The sequence below is a fragment of the Gluconobacter sp. Dm-62 genome, assembly GCF_018256155.1.
GTDB lineage: Bacteria > Pseudomonadota > Alphaproteobacteria > Acetobacterales > Acetobacteraceae > Gluconobacter.
Genome location: NZ_JAERLY010000001.1, coordinates 51,809 through 73,861, shown reverse-complemented (window position 1 = coordinate 73,861; position 22,053 = coordinate 51,809). Strand labels below are relative to the sequence as shown.

Sequence of the window (22,053 nt, the reverse complement as noted above, 5' to 3'; positions counted from 1 at the left end):
TTCCTGACGGTTTTGCAGGGCCGGTAACGGAATTGTGAAGTTATTTTAAAAGGGACGAATGCGGGTATGGGCTCCCAAAGGGGTAGAAAGGAAAAATAAGCAAACTACGTTACTGAATAACTTTCTGTATTGTTCAGGTGTGTGTCTGACACCATCCTGCAGACTTTAAATCTGTTCCTCCGTCCGGTAAGTCGACTTCGGATTATCTTCAAATTCATCTTTTCTTCTGATTTTCAGCAAGGTGATCTGTTCCTGTAAGAAAAAGTATCAAAGCCTTTTGTCTTCACCCCGTCGTGCAGGTCAGGCATGCTGGCGCGACAGATATCGACGCATGAACAGCTTTTTTGAAAATGGGATGCAGTGATGAAGGTTGCTCTTGGACAGTTTGCAGTCGCGCCGGACTGGGAAACCAACCAGCGGCAGTGTCTCGATCTGATAGCGCAGGCGCGGGCGGGCGGGGCTGAACTTCTGGTCCTGCCGGAAGGGATCCTGGCGCAGGACATCAACAATCCGGAACTTCTGCCCCAGACGGCACAGCCGCTTGATGGTCCGTTCATGGAAGGTCTGCGCGCGGCCAGTCAGGGTATCGCCGTCGCAGGGTGTGTGAACGTTCCTGATGGCCAGGGTCGGTTTTACAACACGCAGTTTGTACTGCGTGATGGAGCCTTTATTGCGACGTATCGCAAGCTGCATCTCTATGACGCTTTCAGCATGAAAGAATCCCAGCGGACGTCTCCCGGTCTGGAACTGCCGCCCGTAGTGCAGATCGGAGACATGAAGATTGGTCTGATGACCTGTTATGATGTGCGTTTCCCTGAACTCGCGCGTCATCTGGCGCTTGCGGGTGCGGAGGTTCTGCTGTTGCCAGCCGCATGGGTGCGGGGGCCGGGCAAGGAACGTCACTGGGAAATCATGTCGGTGGCGCGGGCGTTGGAAAACACGTGCTACGTCGTGGCTGTCGGGGAGTGTGGGACGCGGAATACCGGATTCAGCATGGTTGTCGATCCGCTGGGTGTCGTGACGCTGGCACTGGGGGAAGCGCCGGCTCTGGGCTTCGCCACGCTGGACCGCGAGCGGATTGCTCATGCGCGTCATGTTCTTCCAGTGCTGGAAAACCGTCGTTTCGCTCCACCTGTTCTCGCCGCTCAGTAAGGCGAAGGCATAACCTGTGATACATCATCCAAGAAGGCGTTAGCGCCTGCTTTAAGTCACCTTGTCGCAAGCATTTGGTAGAAAACATGCCAGCATGCAGCGTAAGTTTTACATTGCTGCTGGCCGGACTGGATGTCTCGGGTGATCATAAGGGCTTCATGCTCAGGTGTTTCAGAACTCCGAGACAACTGAGAAAAACGTGCCGCGCCGCTGGCCGTACTGGGCCTGATAAATGCCGACGCCGCTGCCATTGCGGAGCTGGTAGCGTTTGTCGAACAGGTTCATGACGTCCGCGCGGATTTTGATGTCATGGCCGACCGGAACTTTCATGAAGGTGTGCTGGTAGCCGACGTTGAAGACGTCGTATTGCGGCTCTTTTTCCAGATTGGCGAAGCCGCTGCGCAGGCCGTAGCCATAGACGAAATCGACATAGGCCATGTCGTGTTTCGTGGTCCATGAGGCGCCTGCGGTGGCGGTGAATTCGCCCTGATGGTCGAGCTGGATCGCATGGTTGCGGATATAGGCGAGTTCCGCCAGATCGAACTGGTACTGCGCCGAATTGATGTCGCGGGCCGAGGTTTTGACGTACGAAAAATTGCCGAACAGCGACCATGCTCCGTGCCGCCAGGAGCTGCCGAATTCCGCGCCATAGACGCGGCCGCGTTTGTAGCTGAAGGGGGCGAGGATGACCGCGCGGCCGAACTGTCCGAGATCGGTGAGGTCATGCGCCCATTTGGCGTAGGCATCGAGCGTGATCTGGAACTCGGGTGTGATGCGCTGGAGGATGCCGCCATCGACGTAATGCGATTTCTCGACTTTTGTAGCGCTGTTGATCGTGTTCGCGGCCGCGTTGGTGGTGCCTGCAAAGCGCGCGAGTGTGGACGGGTAGACATATTGCGGGGAAGGCGGGGCGAAATAGCGCGAATAGCCGAGATGCAGCGTCGTGGTGCGGCTGGGCTTCCAGACCATGTTCGCGCGTGGGCTTAATTGTCCTTCATTGTCGAAAGACGAGGCGAAACGATCGTAACGGATGCCGTAATTGAAGGTCAGGGTGCGGGTGATTTTGTACTCGTCCTGAATATAGGCGCCCGCTTCGACGGACCAGTTTCCGGTATTGTCGATCATGCGTTTTGCGATGTCGGATTTCTGGTTTCCGGCGTCGTCCACGGGAAAGGCCAGCGTATTGGTATCCAGACGTTCGGACGTGTACTGCCCCAGTAGACCGGCCCTCAGGGTGTGATGGGGGGCGATGTCGTAGGACAGGTCGGCCTGTATGCCGCCGGTGGTGAAGTCGTTGACTTCATGTTCCGAGACGCCCTGATAGATCAGGTCGCGGTCGCGGTCGCGGTCCCGGTCCGGTGTGTAGTCGATCCGGCCGTAGCGGAAATAGGGTGAGACCTGAAGGTTCAGCTTCTCGGTCGTGCGCTGATAGGACAGCACGGCATAGTAGTTCTGTTCGGTCTGGCTGTCGTTCAGATTGGCCCAGTTCATGGACGGGTCATGCGGATTGACGCCCGCGACGTTGTACAGCGTCGTGTAGTCCGGGCTGGTCGTATCGAATGTCTTGAACGAGTTGGGGATTTCGAAATCCGCGTAGGAGGCGCTCGTCAGCAGCGTGATCCGGCTTGCGTCGTCGAGATGGTAGGACAGATACGCGAAGGCTTTTTCCTGTTCGGTCACGTCATGGATGGCGCGGAACGTGTTGCTCGGGTTTTCGATGCCGATATTGTTGCGGGTGAAGGACAGGGTGGTGAAATAGTCCAGTTTTCCATGCTGGCCGCCAAACTGCACGGACGGGACGAACGTGTTGTAGCTGCCGCCATACAGCGAGACCTGGTTGTGTTTGAGGCTGTCGCCGGTCTTGGTCGTGACGTCCACCACGCCTGCGGTGCGGAAGCCGAACTGGGCGGGCAGCGTGCCCGTCAGCAGGTCCACGGACTGGATGATGCGCGTGTCGAGTTCCTGTCCGAAACCGTTCAGCCCTTCCGGCAGCAGCACGCCGTTGACGCGATAGGTCAGGCCGCCATGTTCGCCGCGGACATGGACTTCGCCATAGCTGTCGAGAACCACGCCGGGGACGCGGAGGAGGATCTGGCTGAAGGCTGCGTTCTGTCCGCCGGGGGTGGTCGTGATCTGGCGCTGGTCGATGTTGTAATCCACGGCGCCGAGGCCCGGGAAAATGCGGGCGCGTTCATCGTTCAGATGTCCTGTGACACTGATTCGTTCGGAGGCTGGGAGCACTTTCGGAGAAGTGGATTTTTCATCGGTCCGGGATTTTTTTTCGGACGTTGCGGCAAAGGCGTGGCCTGCGCAGAAAAGGATCAGGCTGATCGCCATCCAGCCATATGTGTGGAAGCGCGCTCGAGAAAATAGCAAGACAATCATAAAATAGCAACTGCTATACAAACTGGAACACATAAGAGGCAACCTGCGGACTGGGTTTCAGCCATCATGGTGATGGGGCAGGATATCCTTAAAGCATGTGCGTTATATTATTCAATATGCTATATTTATGACCTGTGGCTTTCCACGATTGAGGCTGGGGGGCACTCGGCCAGCCACAGCATGACATCGAGTTGGCCTTTCAGTGTGGTTGTACGGATGTTTTCGAAGCCTGCATCCTGAAGCCAGCGGTGCATGTTTTCGTCTGAAAAGCCAAGCCATGCATGGGCCGCCTGTTCGCGGAGCTCTCTGTGATTATGGGTGATGAAATCTACAATCAGCAGGCGGCCGCCGGGGGTCAGGACGCGGTAGGCTTCGTTGATTGCGGCCCCCGGATGTTGGGCGTAATGCAGCACCTGATGCATGACGGCCGTATCAACGGAGGCGGCGCCGAGTGGAAGAGCGTAGAGGTCGCCCTGTCGCCACTCGATGCGGGGGGACGTGTTTTCATCAAGTTTGGATCGCGCCAGCCTGAGCATGGCGGGGCTACGGTCTACGCCGATGGCCCGCTCCGCTTCGGGGCCTAGCAGTTCGATCATACGGCCCGTTCCCGTGCCGATGTCCAGCAGGCGTCCCAGGGGCTGTGCCACCAGACTATGCAGGATGGCCGTCTCTACCTGCTCTTCAGGGACGTGCAGGGAACGCAGACTGTCCCATTCGGCGGCATGAGCTTCAAACCAGTCTTCGGCTTCGGTGGCACGAACGGTTTTCACGGCCGTGAGGCGCGCGCAGTCGGCAAGGCGCTCGGCGTCAGGATGTTGATCCCAGACGTCCATGGCAGCGAGGGCGGGGGCTACTGTCTGCCGGTCGCCGAGGGTGAGGAAGACCCAGTTGCCCTCTTTGCGGCGGGAGATCAGCCCGGCTTGATCCATGATTTTCAGATGACGTGACACCCGTGGCTGGCTCTGTCCAAGGACCTGCGCGAGTTCGCCCACAGAGAGTTCCATCTGGCGCAGGAGAGCGATGATGCGGAGGCGCGTAGCGTCGGCCAGCGCCTGGAAGAGGATCAGAGACTGTGTCATGAACTAACTATATAACAGTATCATTATATACGCAATTAGTTTGACAGTGTGTTTTGGATGGTTCTATCTCGGGACGCCATGGTTCTCCAGCCGGGTGTGAATCCGGGTGGAGCCAAGAGGGAAGCTGGTGTGAGGCCAGCACTGTCCCCGCAACTGTAAGCGGTGAGTCGGTGCCACGATGTCACTGGATTTTCGTATCCGGGAAGACGGTATGACGATGATGACCCGCAAGTCAGGAGACCTGCCAGGGCCGCAGCACGCTTTCCGGCGGGGTGTCCGGATAGTGAGGGAACCACCGTGTCCGGAAAGGTCGGATGCGCATGGCTCCTGCTGCCCAAACGGCTTCGGCCGGTAATTTGGGAGTAATGTCATCATGGGCGTCAGTGTCGCCTCACTCGGATTTCCGCGCATCGGTTTGCGTCGTGAACTCAAGACCGCACTGGAAAGCTACTGGTCGGGTCGTTCGGATCTTGATGCGCTTTTGTGCACCGCCTCAGATCTGCGCAAGATCAACTGGGCCTGCCAGAAGGAGCATGGCGCGGATATCGTGCCGTCGAACGATTTTTCGCTCTATGACCATGTTCTGGACATTTCGGCCATGCTTGGCGCCGTCCCCGAGGCCTATGGCTGGAAAGGCAGGACTGTCGATCCGCTCACCTATTTCGCAATGGCCCGCGGGGGGCAGAAGGATTGTGCACACGGCGTAACTGCCGGAGAAATGACGAAGTGGTTCGATACGAACTACCATTATCTCGTTCCAGATCTGAGGGCGGATCAGATATTCGAGCTGTCTACATCAAAGGTTGTGGACGAATATCGGGAGGCAAAAGCGCAGGATATCCAGACGCGGCCGGTACTGCTGGGCCCTGTGACCTATCTGCTTCTGGCTAAAATCCGTGATGAGCAGAACATCAATCCGCTCGGACTTCTGCAGCGTGTCCTGCCTGTTTACGAGCAGGTCCTGAAGCAGCTGGTCGCAGAAGGGGCGGACTGGGTTCAATTCGATGAACCGGGGCTGGTGCTTGACCTGGATGATATGGCGCGGGAGGCGTTTCAGGCGGCCTATGCAGCTCTGACGGAGGCTGCTCCGGCTCTGAAGATCATGCTGACGCCGTATTTCGGGGCGTTGGACGATAATCTCGAAACTGCGCTTTCGTTGCCGGTTCATGGGCTGCATCTGGATCTGATCCGGGCGCCGGAACAGCTGGCAGAGGTGCTGGGCAAGGCGCGGCCGGATCTTCTGCTGTCGTTGGGTGTTGTCGATGGCCGCAATGTCTGGCGGGCTGATCTCAGCCAGCTGCTGGACGGGCTTGAGCCTGCTTTCAGGGCGCGCGGCAATCTTGTGCTCGCGCCGTCATGTTCATTGCTGCATGTGCCGATCGATCTCGCGCGTGAGACTGATCTGGACCCGGAAATCGGCCAGTGGCTGGCGTTTGCCGTGCAGAAGATCGGGGAACTGCGCACGTTGGCGACGGCACTGGAGCAGGGGCGGGATGCCGTGCGGGATGTTCTGGAGGCTTCGGACCGTGCCGCCAGTCTGCGGCGTAGTTCGCCGCGGATTCATGATCTGGCGGTTCAGACGCGTCTTATGACCGTCACGCCGGAACTCAGCCGCCGCAATGCGGCGTTTTCCACCCGTCGTGAAGAGCAACAGGCCCGGCTGGGTCTGCCCCTGTTTCCGACGACCACCATCGGATCGTTTCCCCAGACGCCGGATATCCGCGTTGCGCGTGCTGCCCATGCGAAGGGCGTTCTTTCAGACGATCAGTATACGGCATTTTTGCGGGAAGAAACCTGCAAGGCTGTGCGCTGGCAGGAAGAGGTCGGGCTGGATGTGCTGGTGCATGGCGAGTTCGAGCGCAATGACATGGTGCAGTATTTCGGCGAGCAGCTCTCTGGTTTCGTGTTTACGAAGCACGCATGGGTACAGTCATATGGATCACGGTACGTCCGGCCGCCGATCATTTTCGGCGATGTATCGCGTCCGCACTCCATGACGGTTGAGTGGTGGCGCTATACCCAGTCCCTGACGGAGCGTCCTGTGAAAGGGATGCTGACGGGGCCGGTCACGATCCTCAACTGGTCGTTTGTTCGTGATGACCAGCCGCGTGCAACGACATGCCGCCAGATTGCGCTTGCCATACGTGACGAAGTTCTGGACCTGGAAGTGGCTGGTGCCGCAATGATCCAGATTGATGAAGCGGCCTTGCGGGAGGGGCTCCCGCTGCGGCGCAGGGACTGGAAGTCCTATCTGGACTGGGCCGTGGAAAGCTTCCGTCTGACGGCATCAGGGGTCGCGGATCGCACGCAGATCCATACCCATATGTGTTACTCGGAATTCAACGACATCATTGTCGCCATTGCGGCGATGGATGCGGATGTCATTTCCATCGAGACCGCGCGGTCGAAGATGGAGCTGCTCGACGCCTTTGTGCAGGATGCCTATCCCGCTGAAATCGGTCCGGGGGTTTATGACATTCATTCCCCCCGCATTCCGACTGTCGGGGAAATGGCCGAACTGCTGCGTGCGGCACGGGTACGTCTGGAAGACCGGCAGATCTGGGTTAATCCGGATTGCGGCCTCAAGACCCGCAGATGGCCTGAAGTCGAGCCTGCGATTGCGAACATGGTGGCTGCGGCGCGTCTTTTGCGGACCGCAGTGGATTCCTGATTTTTTGTTTCGTGAGGCGAAGAGAAGGTGGCTCAGGCTGCCTCCTCTTCGGCCTGTAGTCTTCCATCTTTCAGTCCTGTCCGAGGATGATATGTCCGTTGATCTTTCAATGCTGGCGCCGTTGCGCAAGCCCAGGGTTTCATTCGAGTTTTTCCCGCCCAAAACACCGGCTTCGGAGGCGGCGCTGGAGAGCACGGGCCGCCGTCTTGCCGCTTATGGGCCCGGGTTCATGTCCGTCACCTATGGGGCAGGGGGCTCCACGCGCGACAGGAGCATCCGCACGGCCGAGCGTCTGGGGCAGAAAACAGGCGTTCCGGTCGCAGGACACCTCACCTGTGTAGGGGCGTCCCGTCAGGAGGTTGATGATGTGGCGCGCGCCTACTGGGAGGCAGGAGTGCGGCATATTGTGGCACTTCGGGGTGATGCGCCGGATATGAAAGCGGGTTTTGTAGCCCATCCGGATGGCTATCGCTCGGCTGCGGAGCTTGTGCGGGGACTGCGGGACGTGGCGCCATTCGAGATTTCGGTTGCGGCCTATCCGGAAGTTCATCCGGAGGCGCAGGGCGCGCAGGCGGATCTGGATAACCTGCGCCGCAAGCTGGATGCAGGGGCCACGCGCGCCATTTCGCAGTTTTTCTTTACCCCCGAAGCATTTCTCCGTTTTCGGGACGCCGCCATCGCGGCAGGAATTACCGCAGAGATTGTTCCGGGCATTCTGCCGATCGGTAATGTGTCGCAGGCGCGGAAATTTGCCGGAATGTGTGGAGCGCATATTCCGGACTGGCTGCTGAGGCAGGTGAGTGACCTGGAGGAACAGCCGGAAATCTGTGCACAGATCACGACTGCGCTGGCCGCCATGATGTGCCGCGCATTGCAACAACATGGGGTCGAGAGTTTTCACATCTATACGCTGAACCGGGCTGAACCGGGGATTGCCCTGTGTCGGCTTCTCGGGCTGGAAGATGCGAACTGAAAAGCCACTTCACTGGCGGGTCCTGTTCAGAAGACCAGTAAAGTGAGCCGACAGGACGCTTGGCGTCTGGCTACAGGGAAAGCCAGCGGATGCCGCGCTCTTCCGCTTCATGATGCGCGTCTTTATAGCCGGCATCGGCATAGCGCATGACGCCCAGACTGGTATCGTTCGTCAGGGCGATCCGTAGCCGTTCATCTGCCTCGCTGGACCCGTCGGCAACGATCGTGATGCCTGCGCTGGTCATGTAGCCGGCATAGCCGCCCCCTCCGGAATGGATGGCAACCAGATCGGCCTGGGAAGAACACGCCAGCATCGCATTCAGCAATGGCCAGTCTGCGATGGCGTCCGAACCGTCTTTCATGTTTTCCGTCATGATGTTCGGATGGGCCATGGCACCGGCGTCCAGATGATCGCGTGTGAAGGCGACAGGCCCTGCCAGAACGCCCTCACGAACCATCCTGTTAACGGCGAGGCCAACCTGCGTTCGGGCGTCATGACCCAGCCAGGCAATACGAGCGGGAAGTCCTTCAAACGGGACATGCACCCGGGCCAGTGTGATCCAGTTCACAACGGACGGATTATCCGCGAATGTTTCCAGCAGATAATCGTCGATTTTGCGGATGTCGTCCTCATCGTTCGACAGCGCAATCCAGCGGAACGGTCCAATCGCGCGGGCAAAAAGCGGGCGTAGATAGGCTTCCGTAAAGATCGGAATATCGAAAGCATTCTCGATCCCCGCCTTTTTGGCCTGCGTGCGGATCAGGTTGCCGTTGTCGAAGACGATCGATCCGGCTGACTGGAAATCCAGCATGGCCTGAACATGGCGGGCAATGGATGTCAGCGAGAGCCCGGCGAGTTGTTCGGGGTCTTTTTCCCGCAGGGTCTGAACGTCTGCGATGGACAGTCCGGCAGGAATATAACCGTAAACCAGATCATGCGCGGATGTCTGGTCCGTGACGATGTCGGGAACGATCCCGCGGGCATGGATCTCGGGAAGGATGTCGGCTGAATTGCCAAGCAGGCCGATCGAACAGCCGTCGCCCTTGCGCTGGGCCTCAGCAACCAGTGTCAGGGCTTCATCGAGTGTTTCTGCCCGATGCTGCAGATAACCGGCTTCCATACGCTTGTTGATGCGCGTGCTGTCCATTTCCACACAAAGGATCACGGCACCGGCCAGACGTCCGGCGAGAGGCTGCGCGCCGCCCATGCCGCCCAGACCGGATGTCAGGATCAGCTTGCCGGACAGGTTCGAACTGAAATGGCGCTCGGCGATGCAACGGAAGATCTCATAGGTTCCCTGAATGACACCCTGAGAGCCGATATATTGCCAGTCGCCAGCCGTCAGGCCGCCCCAGCAGATCAGGCCTTTCTTCTCCAGCCTGTAGAACTCGTCCGCCTTGGCCCATTGCCCGATCATGTTGCAGTTGGCCATGACCACGATGGGCGCGCGCTCATGCGTGCGGACCACGCCGATCGGCTTTCCGGACTGGACGATGAGCGTCTCGTCGTCACGCATGGTTTTCAGCCTCTGCACGATCATGTCATGGGACGGCCAGTCGCGGGCGGCTTTTCCCAGAGCGGCGTAGACCACAAGGTTGTCGGGATCTTCCCCGACGGACAGCACGTTTTCCAGAAGCCGGAGCAGCCCTTCCTGTCGCCATCCCCGACAGCGCAGCGTGTTGCCGGACGTGACGTCGAAAGTTCGGTTGGTCATGTCTCAGGAGTCCTTGCCAGTGGGGGAGGGAGCGAGCGCATAGCTTGCAAGATCGATGCCCAGAGCGCGTTCGACGGGCGGGTAAACGCTGGGATCCACGACACTCGACGAGAGGGGGAACTTTGATTTTTCCACGTGCAGGACAAGGATTTCCATGCCGTCCTCGATCTCCCCGACGCTCAGGGGGTAACCGTCCGGCGTGAGTGTCGTGATGATGTCGGGGAAGGACGCCAGACGCTGACCGTGCGCATCATCAACGGCCATGTATTCGTTCATGACATGCAGCGTGACGGCAGATGCGCCCTGTCCGACCGTGATGGTCCCGACATCGAACGCTTCGGACGTGTATGTGACCGATTTGCGACTGACCTTGCCCTGCGCGAGAATGGTTCCGTCGAGCGTTTTTACAATGGCATCGATCACGGCACTTCCGCTTTTGCCGGATGCTTCGAGAATGGCTTCTCCCAGTGCGAGCGCGCGGGAGATGCCCCCCCACGCGGCATGGCGCTTGACGTAAGATGCGGGAAGCGGGTTGCGGCAGGATGCGATAAAGCCGCCTGACATATCGGACGCGGTCCGCAGGATGGGCGAAATCCGCGCGGTCGCCCCTTTTGCGACCATCTCGATATAGGCATTGCGGGAGCGGTTGCCGCCAACGACCGCCTGAATCATCGTCTCGGGGGAGTTGGCCATGCCGATGGAGCCCATGTCACCGGTAGGATGGGCCCGCATATCTCCGACCGCATCGACGACTTTCGTGCCCAGAATCGCGCCGGGCAGCCAGGCGTTGAGCGTGCTGGACTTGCCGTTCTGCCCGATCATAAGACCATAAATCGGTTGTCCCAGTTCTTTCTGGACGAGCTTTACGGCGTTGACGTAGTCGACACCCAGCATCTGCCATTCCGTTGTACTTGCAGGCGCACCGATCGCCGCTGCCGTGGCAATAATGGCATCGTCTTCAATCTCTTCCGCACAGACAAGTTCCGGCTGTCCGGTATTGACCGCTGCCGTGCCCAACATCCGGCCGTGCTCGACCCAGCCACCACCACCACAGGCGAAGACCGATCCGCCAAGGATTGCGGCCTCCACGTCTTTTGCAACCAGAATTCTACCCATCCTGCGTCATCCTTGTCGTCCTGCGTCTCACCGGCATTCCCGGGAGAGCGCGTCATTCAAAAATCGCGATCGATATCCTGAAGCGCCTGCGTCAGGACGCGCGCGCCATTCGCGGCATCCTGCGGCGTGCACCATTCCTCCGGGTCATGACTGCGCCCGTCCCGGCACGGCACGAAGAGCATCGCTGATGGACACAGCCGGGCCACGAAAGCAGCGTCATGGCCTGCTCCGGACACCATCAGACGGTATTTCAGTCCAAGCTGCCCGGCGGCCTGCCCGATCCTCCGGACCAGACCTGCATCACAGGCAACCGGCTTTGTGTCCGACAGGCGCATGAAACGCTCCAGCCGCACATGAGCCTCTGAGGCGGCCGAGCGACAGGCGGCTTCCAGTTCTTCCGCAAAGCCCTCGACCACGGCACGTTCCGAAACCCGGATATCGACCACGATCCGCGCCGAACGCGGCACAACATTGGAAGCATTGGGCGAGATCTCGACGATCCCGCACGTGGCTGTCACATGTCCCTGACCGGACTGCGCCAGTTCACCCGCCCGCCGGCTGACGAATGTGATGACAGACGCTGCTGCCACGGCGGCATCCTGCCGGCGGTCCATCGGTGTCGTGCCCGCATGGTCCGCGCGGCCGCCAAAAAGAATTTCGATACGCGTGACGCCGGCGATGGCCGTGACGGCTCCGATCGGCAGGCCGTCCTGTTCCAGAACAATGCCTTGTTCGATATGAACCTCAAGAAAGGCCCGCAGGTCGGTCCGGCGCGGCGTGTCCAGATGCTCGGGCCGTCCTCCCATCCGCGTCATGGCCTGCGCCAGCGTCTCTCCCCACGGGGCGACAAGAGCGCGCTGTTCTGTTGTCAACGCGCCCGCCATGCCTCGGCTGCCAATACAAGATAGCCCGAAATCACTGGGCTCTTCGGCAAGGAAATCGACGATTTCGAAATCGTGCTGCAGGACCAGACCTGCATCCCGGAAGGCGCGGGCGGCTTCAAGTGCGCAGAGCACGCCCAGAATGCCATCGAAACGCCCCCCGTCCGGGACCGTGTCCGAATGTGACCCGCTCATGAGTGTTCCGGCTCCGTCAACGGCACCGGCGCGGCGTCCGATCAGGTTGCCAGCGTCGTCCAGATGGCAGGTGAGACCGGCCTCGGTGAAGCGCTGTTCCAGCCAGCGGCGTCCATCGAGGAAGCGTTCGGAAAAGGAGCGGCGGGTATGCGGACGCTCCGGGTCAGTGATCTCCGCAAGCGCCATGAGATCGGCCCATAGGCGATCCGGCTGGACGAATTCTGCGGCGTTCATGGCTGTTCCGGCTTCACGAAGCGCCCATGCCCCGGCCTGGCCAGAACGGTGCCGTCCGCGAAAATGCGCTCTCCGCGAAGCCAGGTTTCGGAAATGCGCCAGTCCAGCGTGCGCCCTTCATAAGGGCTCCAGTTTTCGAACGCGTGGCCGCTGGCTTTCGGGTCATAAACCCATTCCTCGTGACGGGCGATCGTGATGTCTGCGTCACGTCCCGCGGCAAGCCCCCCTTTTCGTGAGGTCAGGCGGAACAGCCGGGCCGGATTTTCCGCCAGCAGACGTGCGGCATGTGTCCAGGGCAGGTTGCGCCGCCCCAGCTCCGTCAGGAACAGGGGGTAGACCACTTCAAGCGAGGGGCCGCCCGATGCATTTTTAAGCATGTCCGGATCGGATTTCCGGGCCAGACTCCATGAGACATGGTCCGTGGAGACGACTGTCACGTTCCCGGCGGCCAGATGGTGCCACAGGCCTTCCACTTCCACCCTTGGACGGACGGGCGGGTTGATCTTGGCGCGGCCGCCCAACCGGGCCACGTCATGCTCTTCATCCAGAACCAGATAATGAATGCAGGCCTCGGCGGTCGTCTCGAACCCCTGCTGGCGGTAAGACGCGCATAGGGCATAGCCCCGCGCGACGGAGCAGTGCACCACATGCGCCGCGCATCCGGTGCCTGCCGCCGTTTCATAGATCTGCGCCATTGCGAGCGTTTCGGTCAGTGGAGGACGGGACAGCCCGTGCGCCCGCCAGTCCGTAATGCCTGCCTCCGTCACCTGTGCCAGCCGCGCCCGGACCATTTCATCGTCCTCGTTATGGACGCCCGCAATCAGCCCGGTCTCGCGCACGGCTTCAAAACAGCGCGCCAGAAGATCGGCCGGTATTCGCGGAAAGCGCTTGGGATCGGTTCCAAATGTCGAAAACTTGAAGCCGCAGGCTCCGGCTTCGGCCATCTCGCCAATATGGTGCAGGCTGTCGCCCGGTGCGATCGTCCCCCACAGGGCGAAGTCCACACGGGCCTGTTCCTCCGCTTCCGCGGTTTTCTGCTTCAGCCGGTCTGCGGTGCAGACAAGAAAGCCCTCGTCATAGGGCATGTCGGCGATTGTCGTGATGCCCCCTGCGGCGGCGGCGCGGGTGGTCCAGATGAAGTCTTCCTGTCCCTTCTGGGAGCGCGAATGCACCTGTGCATCAATTCCGCCTGGCAGGATGAGGTTCGTGCCATGGTCATGCACCTCGCGCGCTGCAGGTGGTGTTCCCTGACCCAGGCGGCTGATCGTGGCGCCATCAATGGCAACCCAGCCATTTTCCAGAACAGCCGCAGGGGTCACGACCGTTCCTTTCAGCAATACGTCATGCATAGAGGCACTCCATCGGGTCAGACTGGGAAGAAGCGAATTCAGGGGCAGAGGGGATCGGGAACTCTGCAAGGACAGCCGCGGTTGCCTGTACGACGTCTCCCACCGCGTGGCTGTCGTCGAGCCAGGGAACGTCCTGCGACAGAGCCGCGATGATCGCGCCGGGCAGGCCTTCGGGCAGGGCGCCTGAAAGCCGGACAGCCTGCCGTCCCGCCATGGCTTCCAGCGCCACAAGGGGTTCAAGAAGCGTGCATTGCAGCCTGAGTGCGCGGGCGATGGACGGCAGGTAGCTGGCTTCGTCCTCAAAGCCGTTGGCGACGGGAACCTGATAAAGCGAGGCCGGTGTGGACTCCCGCAGGATGGATGTCGCCAGATCGGCCGCAAGCTTGGTGGCCGCGCCGAATGCGACCTGTCGCCCCGGTTCGAAAGTCAGGTTGCGTGAAAGACCGGACAGGTCATTGCGGCACAGCGCCAGAATGCGCCCCAGAACACCCCGGACGTAATGGCACAGGGCCAGCACGAAGGCCTGCGCGTCCAGCGCCAGAGAAAGCGGAAGCGAGGCTCCCGATGTCAGGGCCCGTCCGTCCAGCAGGATCGGATTGTCGTCGCAATGGCTGAAACTATAGGCGAGGGAGGCCTCCACCCGTTCCAGAGCCGTCAGAAACGCGCCGCCGATCTGCGGCATGCAACGGAAACTCAGCGGGTCCTGAAGATTGCGGCGCGGGGTCCAGCCACCGTCCCCGCTGACGCGTTCGAGAAAACGGGCGACCCGCTGTTCCGTCAGCATTCCTGTGCGCCTGGCGGCTTCCCAGGGGATCCGGAACGCTCCGAACCCGGCGCAGGATACGGTATAGACCCCGAGCCAGAGCGGCAGCCGCGCGCGGACCTCCGCCACGATCAGTGCAACGCCCGCTACGGCAAGGGCGTTGCTGGACAGCACGGTCATCATGTCCTTGGGGCCGGGAACGAATGGCTTGAGACTGCAGCGGTCCAACAGACCAGCAGCCTGCATCCGCGTCCCATCCGGCGCGAAAGCCTCGCCTTCGCCCATCAGGACCGCCCCGACATGCCCCATCAGTCCCACATCCGCGCAGCCAATGGATCCATATTCCGGAACAACCGGCGTAATGCCGGCATTGAGCAGAGCCGCCAGTGCATGCGCGAGATCTGGTCCGGCTCCCGTCTGGCCACTCAGGATACCATTCAGCCGGATGGCCATGGCGGCCCGGACAGTGCGAACGGGCAGTGGCGCGCCCATGCCAAGCTGATGCGAGCGCATGAGGCGCAGCGTGTGGTGTGGACGGTCTTCCGGTGTCACCACGGCGTCCTTGAAGGCCCCGACCATGCTTGTCGTGCCATAAACACCATCGCCACGTGCCAGTGCCTCGGCGAGTGCGTTCTGGCCTGCCCGGACCTGACTTAAGCCTGCCTCTGCAAGCCTGATCCGTCTGCCATCTGCAATGCTGACCAGATCGGCGAGCGGCAGGGTTCTGCCCGTCAGTGTGACGTCGTTCACAACTGCTCTCCCTTCCGTGATCCTGTACGGACTGTCCCATCATCCGGGTCGTGAGAGGGTATGCTTTCTGTTGCACGTCCTATAGCGGTGTCAGGCCTGAGCTGGCCCTGGCTCCGTGGCCACAAAAGCGCCAGTGCAGCTGGAACGGCCGCCAACAGAATGTAGAGTGCAGGGGATGGTATTCCATGCCAGTGCGGCCCCAGAAACGTCAGGAACATGGGAGCAAAGCCTCCGAATAAGGCCGCCGCTACATTGTAGGGGGCTGCAATACCGGTGGCGCGTATCTCGGGAGGGAACAGGGCCGCCAGACTCTCTGGAGCGGCACCGGCAAAAAGCCCGACCGTGCCGAACAGCCCCATCATCACCAGGGTAATGACTGACGGATTGCTGAACGCCCCTGCCAGCAGAAGAAGTGGTGCCGGCGCGAGGACCACCAGCAGCATCCCGACCAGCATGACATTCCGTGCCCCATATCGGTCGGCCAGTCTGCCTGAAAGAAGCGACGTGAGTACCAGCACGACATTCGCAGCCAGATAGGCTGCAAAACTGGTATGGGAAGAAACCCCGAACGCTGTTTGCATGTAGAGCGGCAGGTAAATTACCAGCGCATAGGGGGCCGCGGTCCACAGGACAGAGACCCCGAACGCTACGCCCAGAGACGGGCGATACTGTTTCAGCAGGGTTTTCAGCACCGGCATTTCCGACTGGTGCGGAGCAATGCCAGTTCCGGCGAAAGCAGGTGCGCGCCGCAGGATCAATCCCATTGGAACGATCAGCAGTCCAACAACAAACGGCAGGCGCCATCCCCAGGAGATCATCTGTGCCTGGTCAAGGCAGAGTGTCGCGAGGGTCGCTACGGTGGCGCCCAGCATGTTGGACAGTCCCATGGTGGCCTGAAGGAACGAGGCCGTTACACTTCGGCTGCCTGCTGACGCCTGCTCCGTCAGGAAGGCTGCGGCACCGCCAATCTCGCCTCCTGCTGACAATCCCTGAAGCACGCGCGCTACGCAGATGATAACGATGGATAGCCGTCCCCCTGTTTCATAAGGCGGATCGCAGACGATCATGAGCGTCCCGATCCCCATCAGAAGGCAGGTGACCGTCAGTGCGGCTCCGCGTCCGTTCCGGTCTGCGAAACGTCCGATCAGAATGGCGCCGAGCGGGCGCACGACGGCGCCGAGCCCGAAGACCAGCAAACTCTGCGCCAACTGGGAAAAACTGTCGGCACTGTGGAAGATGGAAGCGGCGATGTAGCGCGCAAACAGCGCATAAACCGCGAAATCATACCATTCCAGAAGATTGCCCACGCAGGCCGCTGCAATCAGCCGCCTGCGCGAGGACGCAGTCCTACTCTCAGAAATGGGCACTGACGGTTCCGAAGAACTGACGCGGCGCGCCCATCAGGAAGTAGTTGTAGCCGGTATTGACGAAATTGTTGCCAAGCTCGTTGGTCGTTGAAACATAGGTCTTGTTGGCAAGGTTGTAGATGTTCAGGCTTGCCGTCAGCCCTTTGAGAACGCTGATATTGCCGAAATTGTAGCGCGCCCCGAAGTTCGCGAGAAAATAGCCCGGGACGTGCAGGTCGTTCGTATAGGTCAGCTGTCGGCTGGACAGGTAAGAGCCATCGACATGCACCTCGAAGCCGCCGATGCGGTAGGTGATGTTTCCCTTGTACATGAACTGCGGATAATTCGGCACGAGCTTGCCGCGCGTCGCCTGTACGCCGGATGCGGTCGTGACATCCTGATCGTAGGTGGAATGGGCATAGGAGAACGAATTGTAGATCGACAGCCCGTCGAGCGGCCGGATTGTGACGCTGGCTTCCGCACCATTTGTCGTCACCCCGCCCACGTTCTCGACTGCCGTGACGGGATTGATCCCCGACTGGCTGTTGATCAACTGAAGACGGTTGGAGAAGTTGATCCGGTACAGTGAGGCCAGAGCACTCAGGAACGGCGTCGTGTAACGGTAGCCGCCTTCATAGACCCAGTCGGTCTCGGGCCGCAGCGTGTTCTTCGTGCTCTGGAAAGCGCTCTGCGACGACGTCCAGGGCGTTGCGGAGACATTGGTGCCGTATCCGTCTTCCGGAAAGGAGCGCATGTTGTGCGAGACGTCGAAGAACAGTTCATGATGCGGCAGGAAGCGCCAGTTGGCTGAAACCTGCGGCAGGAACGCATTGGAGACTTCAAGCCGTCCCTGTGCGATCTGCGTGCCGTTGATGGCGAGGCTCTGTGTTGGGACGCTGTTTCCGGCATTGACGATCATGGACTTGAAGCCCGCATTGACCGTCAGGTTTTTCGTGATCCGGTAGGTGTCCTGAAGATGGAACACGAACGTGTTGGTCGAGAAGGCCTCCTGCCAGGGCTGCGCGAAGACCTTGCTGGTCGGGAAGCCCGTCGTGGGATTGCCCAGCGTGCCCTGTCCCAGAACCGGGGCCTCGGTGAAATAGCGGCTTTCATTGAAGTTCCCGTATTCGTACCAGACACCGGCGTTGATCGTATGGCGCGCGATCTTGTAGCTCAGCGCAGTCTGGAACCCGCCACGCGCGATCTCCGGCGTCTGGATACGCTGTGAGAGTGGTGCGCCGTTCGGAGACGGCATGTAAGGCGTGGTCCAGGTGCTGTAGCCGGTATCGGCATGACCATAGAGCGTGGTTTTCCAGTTCAGCCGGTCTGTAAAGTTCTCGTCCAGCGTCAGGCCGCCCAGATAATCGACGCGGTTGGCCGTGCCGGCATAATAGGCTGCGTCATAGGGATCATTCGTTTTCTGAAGCGCCGGGCGATAGATCCCCTGCGCTGCCTGATAAGCCGCCGTATAATCCGGATAGTAGTTCGCAAGGTTCGGACCGACCGTATGCAGGTAATTCATGGTCATGTCCTGGTAGTCGAACTGCTGCGTCGAGCTCCAGTCGAAGAAGGCCTTGATGGATGATCCCCGTGCCAGCGGCTGGACGATTTTGGCATTTACCTGATCGGAATGATCATAGCCGCCGCCCTTCCACAGGTTCATGTTCGTGCGGGCATAGGCCACATAAAAGCGCGTTCCGGACTTGTTGAGGTCCCCGCTGTCCAGCCGCACATAGGTGCGCATCGTTGAATTGCTGCCAAAGGTCTGGCTGACCGTGCCGCCGCGCTTGTGATCGGGATCGATGGAATGGATCTGGATCGCGCCGCCCAGATTGCTGGTGGAGGCGACATCAATCGCGCCAGCACCCTGCGAGACGTCCACACCGCCGACGTCATCGGAGATGATTGAGCGCGTGACGCTCAGGCCGTTGTAGTTGTTGAACTGCTGGTCGCCCAGCGGAATGTCATCAAGCGTAAAGCCAAGCTGGGACTGGCTGAAGCCGCGCATGAAAATCTGGCTGGAATACTCATACGCTCCGAACGGATCGGAGGACTGATAGACGACGCCGGGCAACTGGCTCAGGACTTTGAGCGGGGACGTTCCCGGTGCACTCTGCTGCATCATGGTGCGCGTAATGCTGGTCATCTGGCGGGTAGAGCCATGGCCGAAGACGGTAATCGCCTCGTCGTGTCCGAGAATGCGGGGTTCCGTTTTCGCCGGTGCCTTCCGCGCAGGTTTCGGAGCAGGGGCGGTATGTAGCGCCCGGGGTGGTGCGTTTGTCGCTTTGTCCAGTGTGTCGGCTGCCCGGGCCGGGTTGGAAAGCAGTCCCAGAAAAAGTGCGGGGACCATTGCCACGCCACTCAGGACGGTCGAAAGCGTGAGAGCCTGTCGCGTGATCATTTGATCGTTCCTCGGTTTGCCGGATCCGGCAGGGAGAAAGGGGACTCTGGAAGCGGAGCGCGGCTGTCCGATGCATCCGTTTCACGAAGTCCGAACTGGTAGATGGCAGCGCAGGTGAGCCCGACACCGCAGGCAACAAGCATCGAAGGGGCAAAGGATCCGAAGTGATCCACCATGATGCCGGTAATGACAGGGGCCAGCGCGCCGCCAAGCGAGCCGCCGGTATTCTGGATCGCCTCAAGCGTCGCAATGCGATGCTCTGCGGCGATGACGGTCCCAAGCGTCCAGCCCGCGCTCATGGCCACCCCTCCCGCAAACAGGGCGGTTGCCATGAAGAACATCGAGATGGTCAGACCGGTATTGAGTGCAGTCAGCCCGGTCATGACCGCCGCCACGATCATTGAGAGAACGACGGGACGACGGCAGGCTTCCAGTCTTCCCATTCCCCGTGACATCAGCCGGTCGGAAAGCAGTCCGCCCGTAAGGTTGCCGGCAAAGCCGCAGATCTGAGGAAGCGCCGAGAGCAGGCCAGCCTGCGTGGCGGTAAGATGATAGGCGGACTGGAGCCATGCCGGCAGCCAGGTCGCATACAGCCAGGTCAGGTAGATAATGCCGGCAAAACCGGCGGTCACGACCCAGCTGGAGCGTTGGCGCAGAAGATATCCCAGATCATCGCGCAGAACGGACGGCGGCTGGGACGGAGTGGATTCAGGCCCTGTGGGGTCGCGGTAATAGAGCACCCAGACCAGCCCGATCAGCAGGCTGAGCATGCCGATGCTGACGGACATGCCGCGCCATCCCTGAAATGCCATGATCGCCAGAAGCAGCGGTGGCGCCAGAGCCGGTCCGAGGGCTGCCGAGCCATTGAAAAGCCCGATGACTGTCCCTCGCTCAGCCGGTGGAAACCAGCGTACGAGCACGCGTGTTCCCGCCAGGAAAAGAGGAGATTCACCCATCCCGAGCAGAATCCGGCACACGAACAGTCCTGCCACGCCCTGCATGAGGCCGAAGCCGATCTGGGCGCAGGACCACAGGCACAGACCGGCCCCGAGCAGCATCCGTCCACCCAGACGATCCGCCAGGAGCCCGGCGGGGATCTGGCTGACAAGATAGGCCCAGGCGAAAACGGACAGCAGCCACCCCATGCCAGTATAGGACATGTGCATGCTGGACATGATGGCGGTGTTGCCAATGGAGAGTGCTGCGCGGTCGATATAGCTGATGCAGCCTGCCATCACGAGCAGGGAGACAGTCAGCCGCCGTCGCCAGCCGGGAGCCGCAGCGATCAGGGTCATGCTGCGGATTTCCGGAACCGGCCGGCTTCCGGTCCCATGCGACGCCTGTTTTCCAGCAGGCATGCTTTAAGGCGTTCAATGCTGGCTGGATTGGAGTGCGCTTTTTTCCAGATCAGGCGGGTGGTCATGCGATAGCGCGGGGGAAGGGGCAGGGAGTCCACATCTTGCTGCCGGAAGGATCCGGCAGGCATGATGGCGCAGCATGTTCCGTCAATGACCAGCCGCAGCATGAGGGAAATCGACTGGGTTTCGAACAGGGACTGGGGCGCTACTCCTGTATGTTCAAGGAACTGGTCTGTCAGCCGTCGCAGCCCGGTGCCAAACGCCGGGATGGCCAGTGTGTTTCCCTCGATCAGTGTGGCCAGCGTTGCCCCTGAGGGGACATGTTCACGGCTGAAAACCAGATGCAGATCGGATGTCTCCAGATCCATGTGATCAAGGTTGGGAGGGATATCCAGAAGATCGGTGAGACCAACGTCGTAGGTGTCCCCCAGAAGGCCTTCAACCATCGTGGGTGCTGCGAGTGTGGAAACGGTCAGGGTGGGCTGATAGCGGCGTTCACGCCACAGGCGCACGAGCCTCGCCAGTGTCAGCGTAAGGGAACTATCGCTGCTTGAAGGCATCATGGACGCAAGGCGCAACGTTCGGAACTGGCGGAAATAGCTGAAATTTTCATCCCGCATGATGCTGCGATAGGTCTGATCCGCGCGTTGACATCCTTCCATCAGCGCTTCGGCTCCGGGTGTGAGCCGTACCCCAAAAGGGGAGCGTATCAACAGTTCACGGTTCAGGATCTTCTCCAGCTTCTGAATCTGGCGTGACAGGGTAGGCTGTGACAGGGAGAGCCTGCGGGCTGCTTTTGCGACGCTCCCAACCTCGCAGACCGTCAGAAAATACCCGATCATGCGAAGGGTCAGCCCGCTTTGCAGAAGCAACTGGAGGTCAGAGAGCGGTAACAGGCTTTGCGACCTCACTGGTGCGTCTTGTGGGAAAGAGACGATCTCTGCGCCCCAACGCAGAAGTGATACGGCTGACCGATACAGGCTTTGTCCGCATGCAGTTGGGATGGCCTCAGGGTGCCGGCGTTTGGGGGTGCGCAGGAGAAGGGGAAATTCCATCGACTGTTCGAGGCTCTGGACCGCGTGGTTGATGGTTGAGGAACTGACGCCCAATGCCTCAGCGGCCTTTGCCGGAGAGCCGGCATCGATCAGAGCCACAAAGTATGTGAGCGCAGGAAGTTCCATTGCTAACGGGCCTCACAAAACACCAATATTAAACCACATATAATAGTTTAATATATAAATTAACTAACCAGATTGTATGAGAACACTGTCATCACGGGCCTGCAATAAAAAAATGCGTTCATGCATATCTTGTGCAGAACAAAGCATTACCCCTCATGCCTATGGGAAACCAAGTGGACGTAACGCCACGGAGGCTGGATCGAAGACATCAAACGGTATCTTCAGCCCGTTCGTATTTTTTGTCTCTTGTCTGAGGAGCTTTGAGAGACCCTGCGAATGCAGGACCCTCCTGCCGGAGGAGGATCTCAATTCCGTTGCTGCGCAGTCTGAAACAGATTTTGTGCCTGTTGAAAGTCAGAGCTGCGCACTGGTGCTGTAACACTCAAATGCTTGGTTTCTCGACAATCAGTCCGGCTTCCATAGCTGCCTTGTATCGACGGCAGCCGATACGAAAACCGAATGATCGCTTCATCTATCCAACCCGGTTTCACCGAGTTTTCGATTT

Annotated in this window: 14 protein-coding genes and 1 riboswitch; of the genes, 3 read left to right on the top strand and 11 right to left on the bottom strand. The window is 60.0% G+C overall.

Annotated features, from left to right (window positions below):
* The first annotated feature begins 363 nt into the window (after positions 1-363).
* Positions 364-1,152, top strand: a complete 789-nt coding sequence (locus tag JK202_RS00260) for a deaminated glutathione amidase (protein WP_211556920.1) — start codon at positions 364-366, stop codon at positions 1,150-1,152.
* Between the two features lie 171 nt (positions 1,153-1,323).
* Here the strand turns inward: JK202_RS00260 and JK202_RS00255 are convergent, their stop codons facing one another.
* On the bottom strand, positions 1,324-3,537 hold the full coding sequence (locus tag JK202_RS00255) for a TonB-dependent receptor (protein ID WP_249199480.1): 2,214 nt from the start codon (positions 3,535-3,537) through the stop codon (positions 1,324-1,326).
* A 125-nt stretch (positions 3,538-3,662) separates the two neighbouring features.
* Complete coding sequence (locus JK202_RS00250; protein WP_211556913.1) at positions 3,663-4,616, bottom strand: metalloregulator ArsR/SmtB family transcription factor; 954 nt, start codon at positions 4,614-4,616, stop codon at positions 3,663-3,665.
* A gap of 62 nt (positions 4,617-4,678) precedes the next feature.
* Positions 4,679-4,880: riboswitch (cobalamin riboswitch) on the top strand.
* Between the two features lie 109 nt (positions 4,881-4,989).
* Here JK202_RS00250 and metE point away from each other — a divergent pair.
* Together metE and metF are read left to right on the top strand one after the other, a co-directional pair.
* Complete coding sequence (gene metE, locus JK202_RS00245) at positions 4,990-7,287, top strand: 5-methyltetrahydropteroyltriglutamate--homocysteine S-methyltransferase (protein WP_211556911.1); 2,298 nt, start codon at positions 4,990-4,992, stop codon at positions 7,285-7,287.
* 91 nt (positions 7,288-7,378) lie between these two features.
* The gene (gene metF, locus JK202_RS00240; protein WP_249199479.1) at positions 7,379-8,260 is read left to right on the top strand and encodes a methylenetetrahydrofolate reductase [NAD(P)H]; all 882 of its coding nucleotides are present in this window, start codon (positions 7,379-7,381) and stop codon (positions 8,258-8,260) included.
* Between the two features lie 70 nt (positions 8,261-8,330).
* On the opposite strand, the gene JK202_RS00235 is transcribed toward metF, so the two are convergent.
* From JK202_RS00235 to JK202_RS00195, 9 genes are read right to left on the bottom strand one after another with little or no spacing between them, the layout of a single operon-like run.
* Positions 8,331-9,974, bottom strand: a complete 1,644-nt coding sequence (locus tag JK202_RS00235; protein WP_211556909.1) for a urocanate hydratase — start codon at positions 9,972-9,974, stop codon at positions 8,331-8,333.
* A gap of 3 nt (positions 9,975-9,977) precedes the next feature.
* The gene (locus JK202_RS00230; protein WP_211556905.1) at positions 9,978-11,090 is read right to left on the bottom strand and encodes a DUF917 family protein; all 1,113 of its coding nucleotides are present in this window, start codon (positions 11,088-11,090) and stop codon (positions 9,978-9,980) included.
* A 56-nt stretch (positions 11,091-11,146) separates the two neighbouring features.
* Entirely contained in the window at positions 11,147-12,400 is a 1,254-nt protein-coding gene (locus JK202_RS00225; protein WP_211556903.1) for a Zn-dependent hydrolase, read from the bottom strand.
* The gene (locus tag JK202_RS00220) at positions 12,397-13,749 is read right to left on the bottom strand and encodes a dihydroorotase family protein (RefSeq protein WP_211556901.1); all 1,353 of its coding nucleotides are present in this window, start codon (positions 13,747-13,749) and stop codon (positions 12,397-12,399) included. Before JK202_RS00220 ends, JK202_RS00225 begins: the two co-directional genes overlap by 4 nt.
* Positions 13,742-15,262 (bottom strand): aromatic amino acid lyase, encoded by a 1,521-nt coding sequence (locus tag JK202_RS00215; protein ID WP_211556899.1) that lies wholly within the window; start codon positions 15,260-15,262, stop codon positions 13,742-13,744. The genes JK202_RS00220 and JK202_RS00215 overlap by 8 nt, the downstream gene beginning before the upstream one ends.
* Positions 15,259-16,629, bottom strand: a complete 1,371-nt coding sequence (locus tag JK202_RS00210) for an MFS transporter (RefSeq protein WP_211556898.1) — start codon at positions 16,627-16,629, stop codon at positions 15,259-15,261. The genes JK202_RS00215 and JK202_RS00210 overlap by 4 nt, the downstream gene beginning before the upstream one ends.
* A complete protein-coding gene (locus JK202_RS00205; protein ID WP_211556896.1) occupies positions 16,616-19,009 on the bottom strand; it encodes a TonB-dependent receptor in 2,394 nt (797 codons plus the stop codon). Before JK202_RS00205 ends, JK202_RS00210 begins: the two co-directional genes overlap by 14 nt.
* Positions 19,006-20,304: an MFS transporter gene (locus tag JK202_RS00200; RefSeq protein ID WP_211556890.1), complete on the bottom strand. Its 1,299-nt coding sequence runs from the start codon at positions 20,302-20,304 to the stop codon at positions 19,006-19,008. Before JK202_RS00200 ends, JK202_RS00205 begins: the two co-directional genes overlap by 4 nt.
* Entirely contained in the window at positions 20,301-21,548 is a 1,248-nt protein-coding gene (locus JK202_RS00195) for a LysR family transcriptional regulator (RefSeq protein WP_211556888.1), read from the bottom strand. The genes JK202_RS00200 and JK202_RS00195 overlap by 4 nt, the downstream gene beginning before the upstream one ends.
* Between the last annotated feature and the right edge of the window lie 505 nt (positions 21,549-22,053).

Coding starts and splice junctions, on each gene's coding strand:
- JK202_RS00235 (WP_211556909.1), bottom strand. CDS start 9,974: ATGACCAACCGAACTTTCGACGTCACGTCCGGCAACACGCTGCGCTGT.
- JK202_RS00220 (WP_211556901.1), bottom strand. CDS start 13,749: ATGCATGACGTATTGCTGAAAGGAACGGTCGTGACCCCTGCGGCTGTT.
- metF (WP_249199479.1), top strand. CDS start 7,379: ATGTCCGTTGATCTTTCAATGCTGGCGCCGTTGCGCAAGCCCAGGGTT.
- JK202_RS00230 (WP_211556905.1), bottom strand. CDS start 11,090: ATGGGTAGAATTCTGGTTGCAAAAGACGTGGAGGCCGCAATCCTTGGC.
- JK202_RS00260 (WP_211556920.1), top strand. CDS start 364: ATGAAGGTTGCTCTTGGACAGTTTGCAGTCGCGCCGGACTGGGAAACC.
- JK202_RS00225 (WP_211556903.1), bottom strand. CDS start 12,400: ATGAACGCCGCAGAATTCGTCCAGCCGGATCGCCTATGGGCCGATCTC.
- JK202_RS00195 (WP_211556888.1), bottom strand. CDS start 21,548: ATGGAACTTCCTGCGCTCACATACTTTGTGGCTCTGATCGATGCCGGC.
- JK202_RS00255 (WP_249199480.1), bottom strand. CDS start 3,537: ATGATTGTCTTGCTATTTTCTCGAGCGCGCTTCCACACATATGGCTGG.
- JK202_RS00200 (WP_211556890.1), bottom strand. CDS start 20,304: ATGACCCTGATCGCTGCGGCTCCCGGCTGGCGACGGCGGCTGACTGTC.
- metE (WP_211556911.1), top strand. CDS start 4,990: ATGGGCGTCAGTGTCGCCTCACTCGGATTTCCGCGCATCGGTTTGCGT.
- JK202_RS00250 (WP_211556913.1), bottom strand. CDS start 4,616: ATGACACAGTCTCTGATCCTCTTCCAGGCGCTGGCCGACGCTACGCGC.
- JK202_RS00205 (WP_211556896.1), bottom strand. CDS start 19,009: ATGATCACGCGACAGGCTCTCACGCTTTCGACCGTCCTGAGTGGCGTG.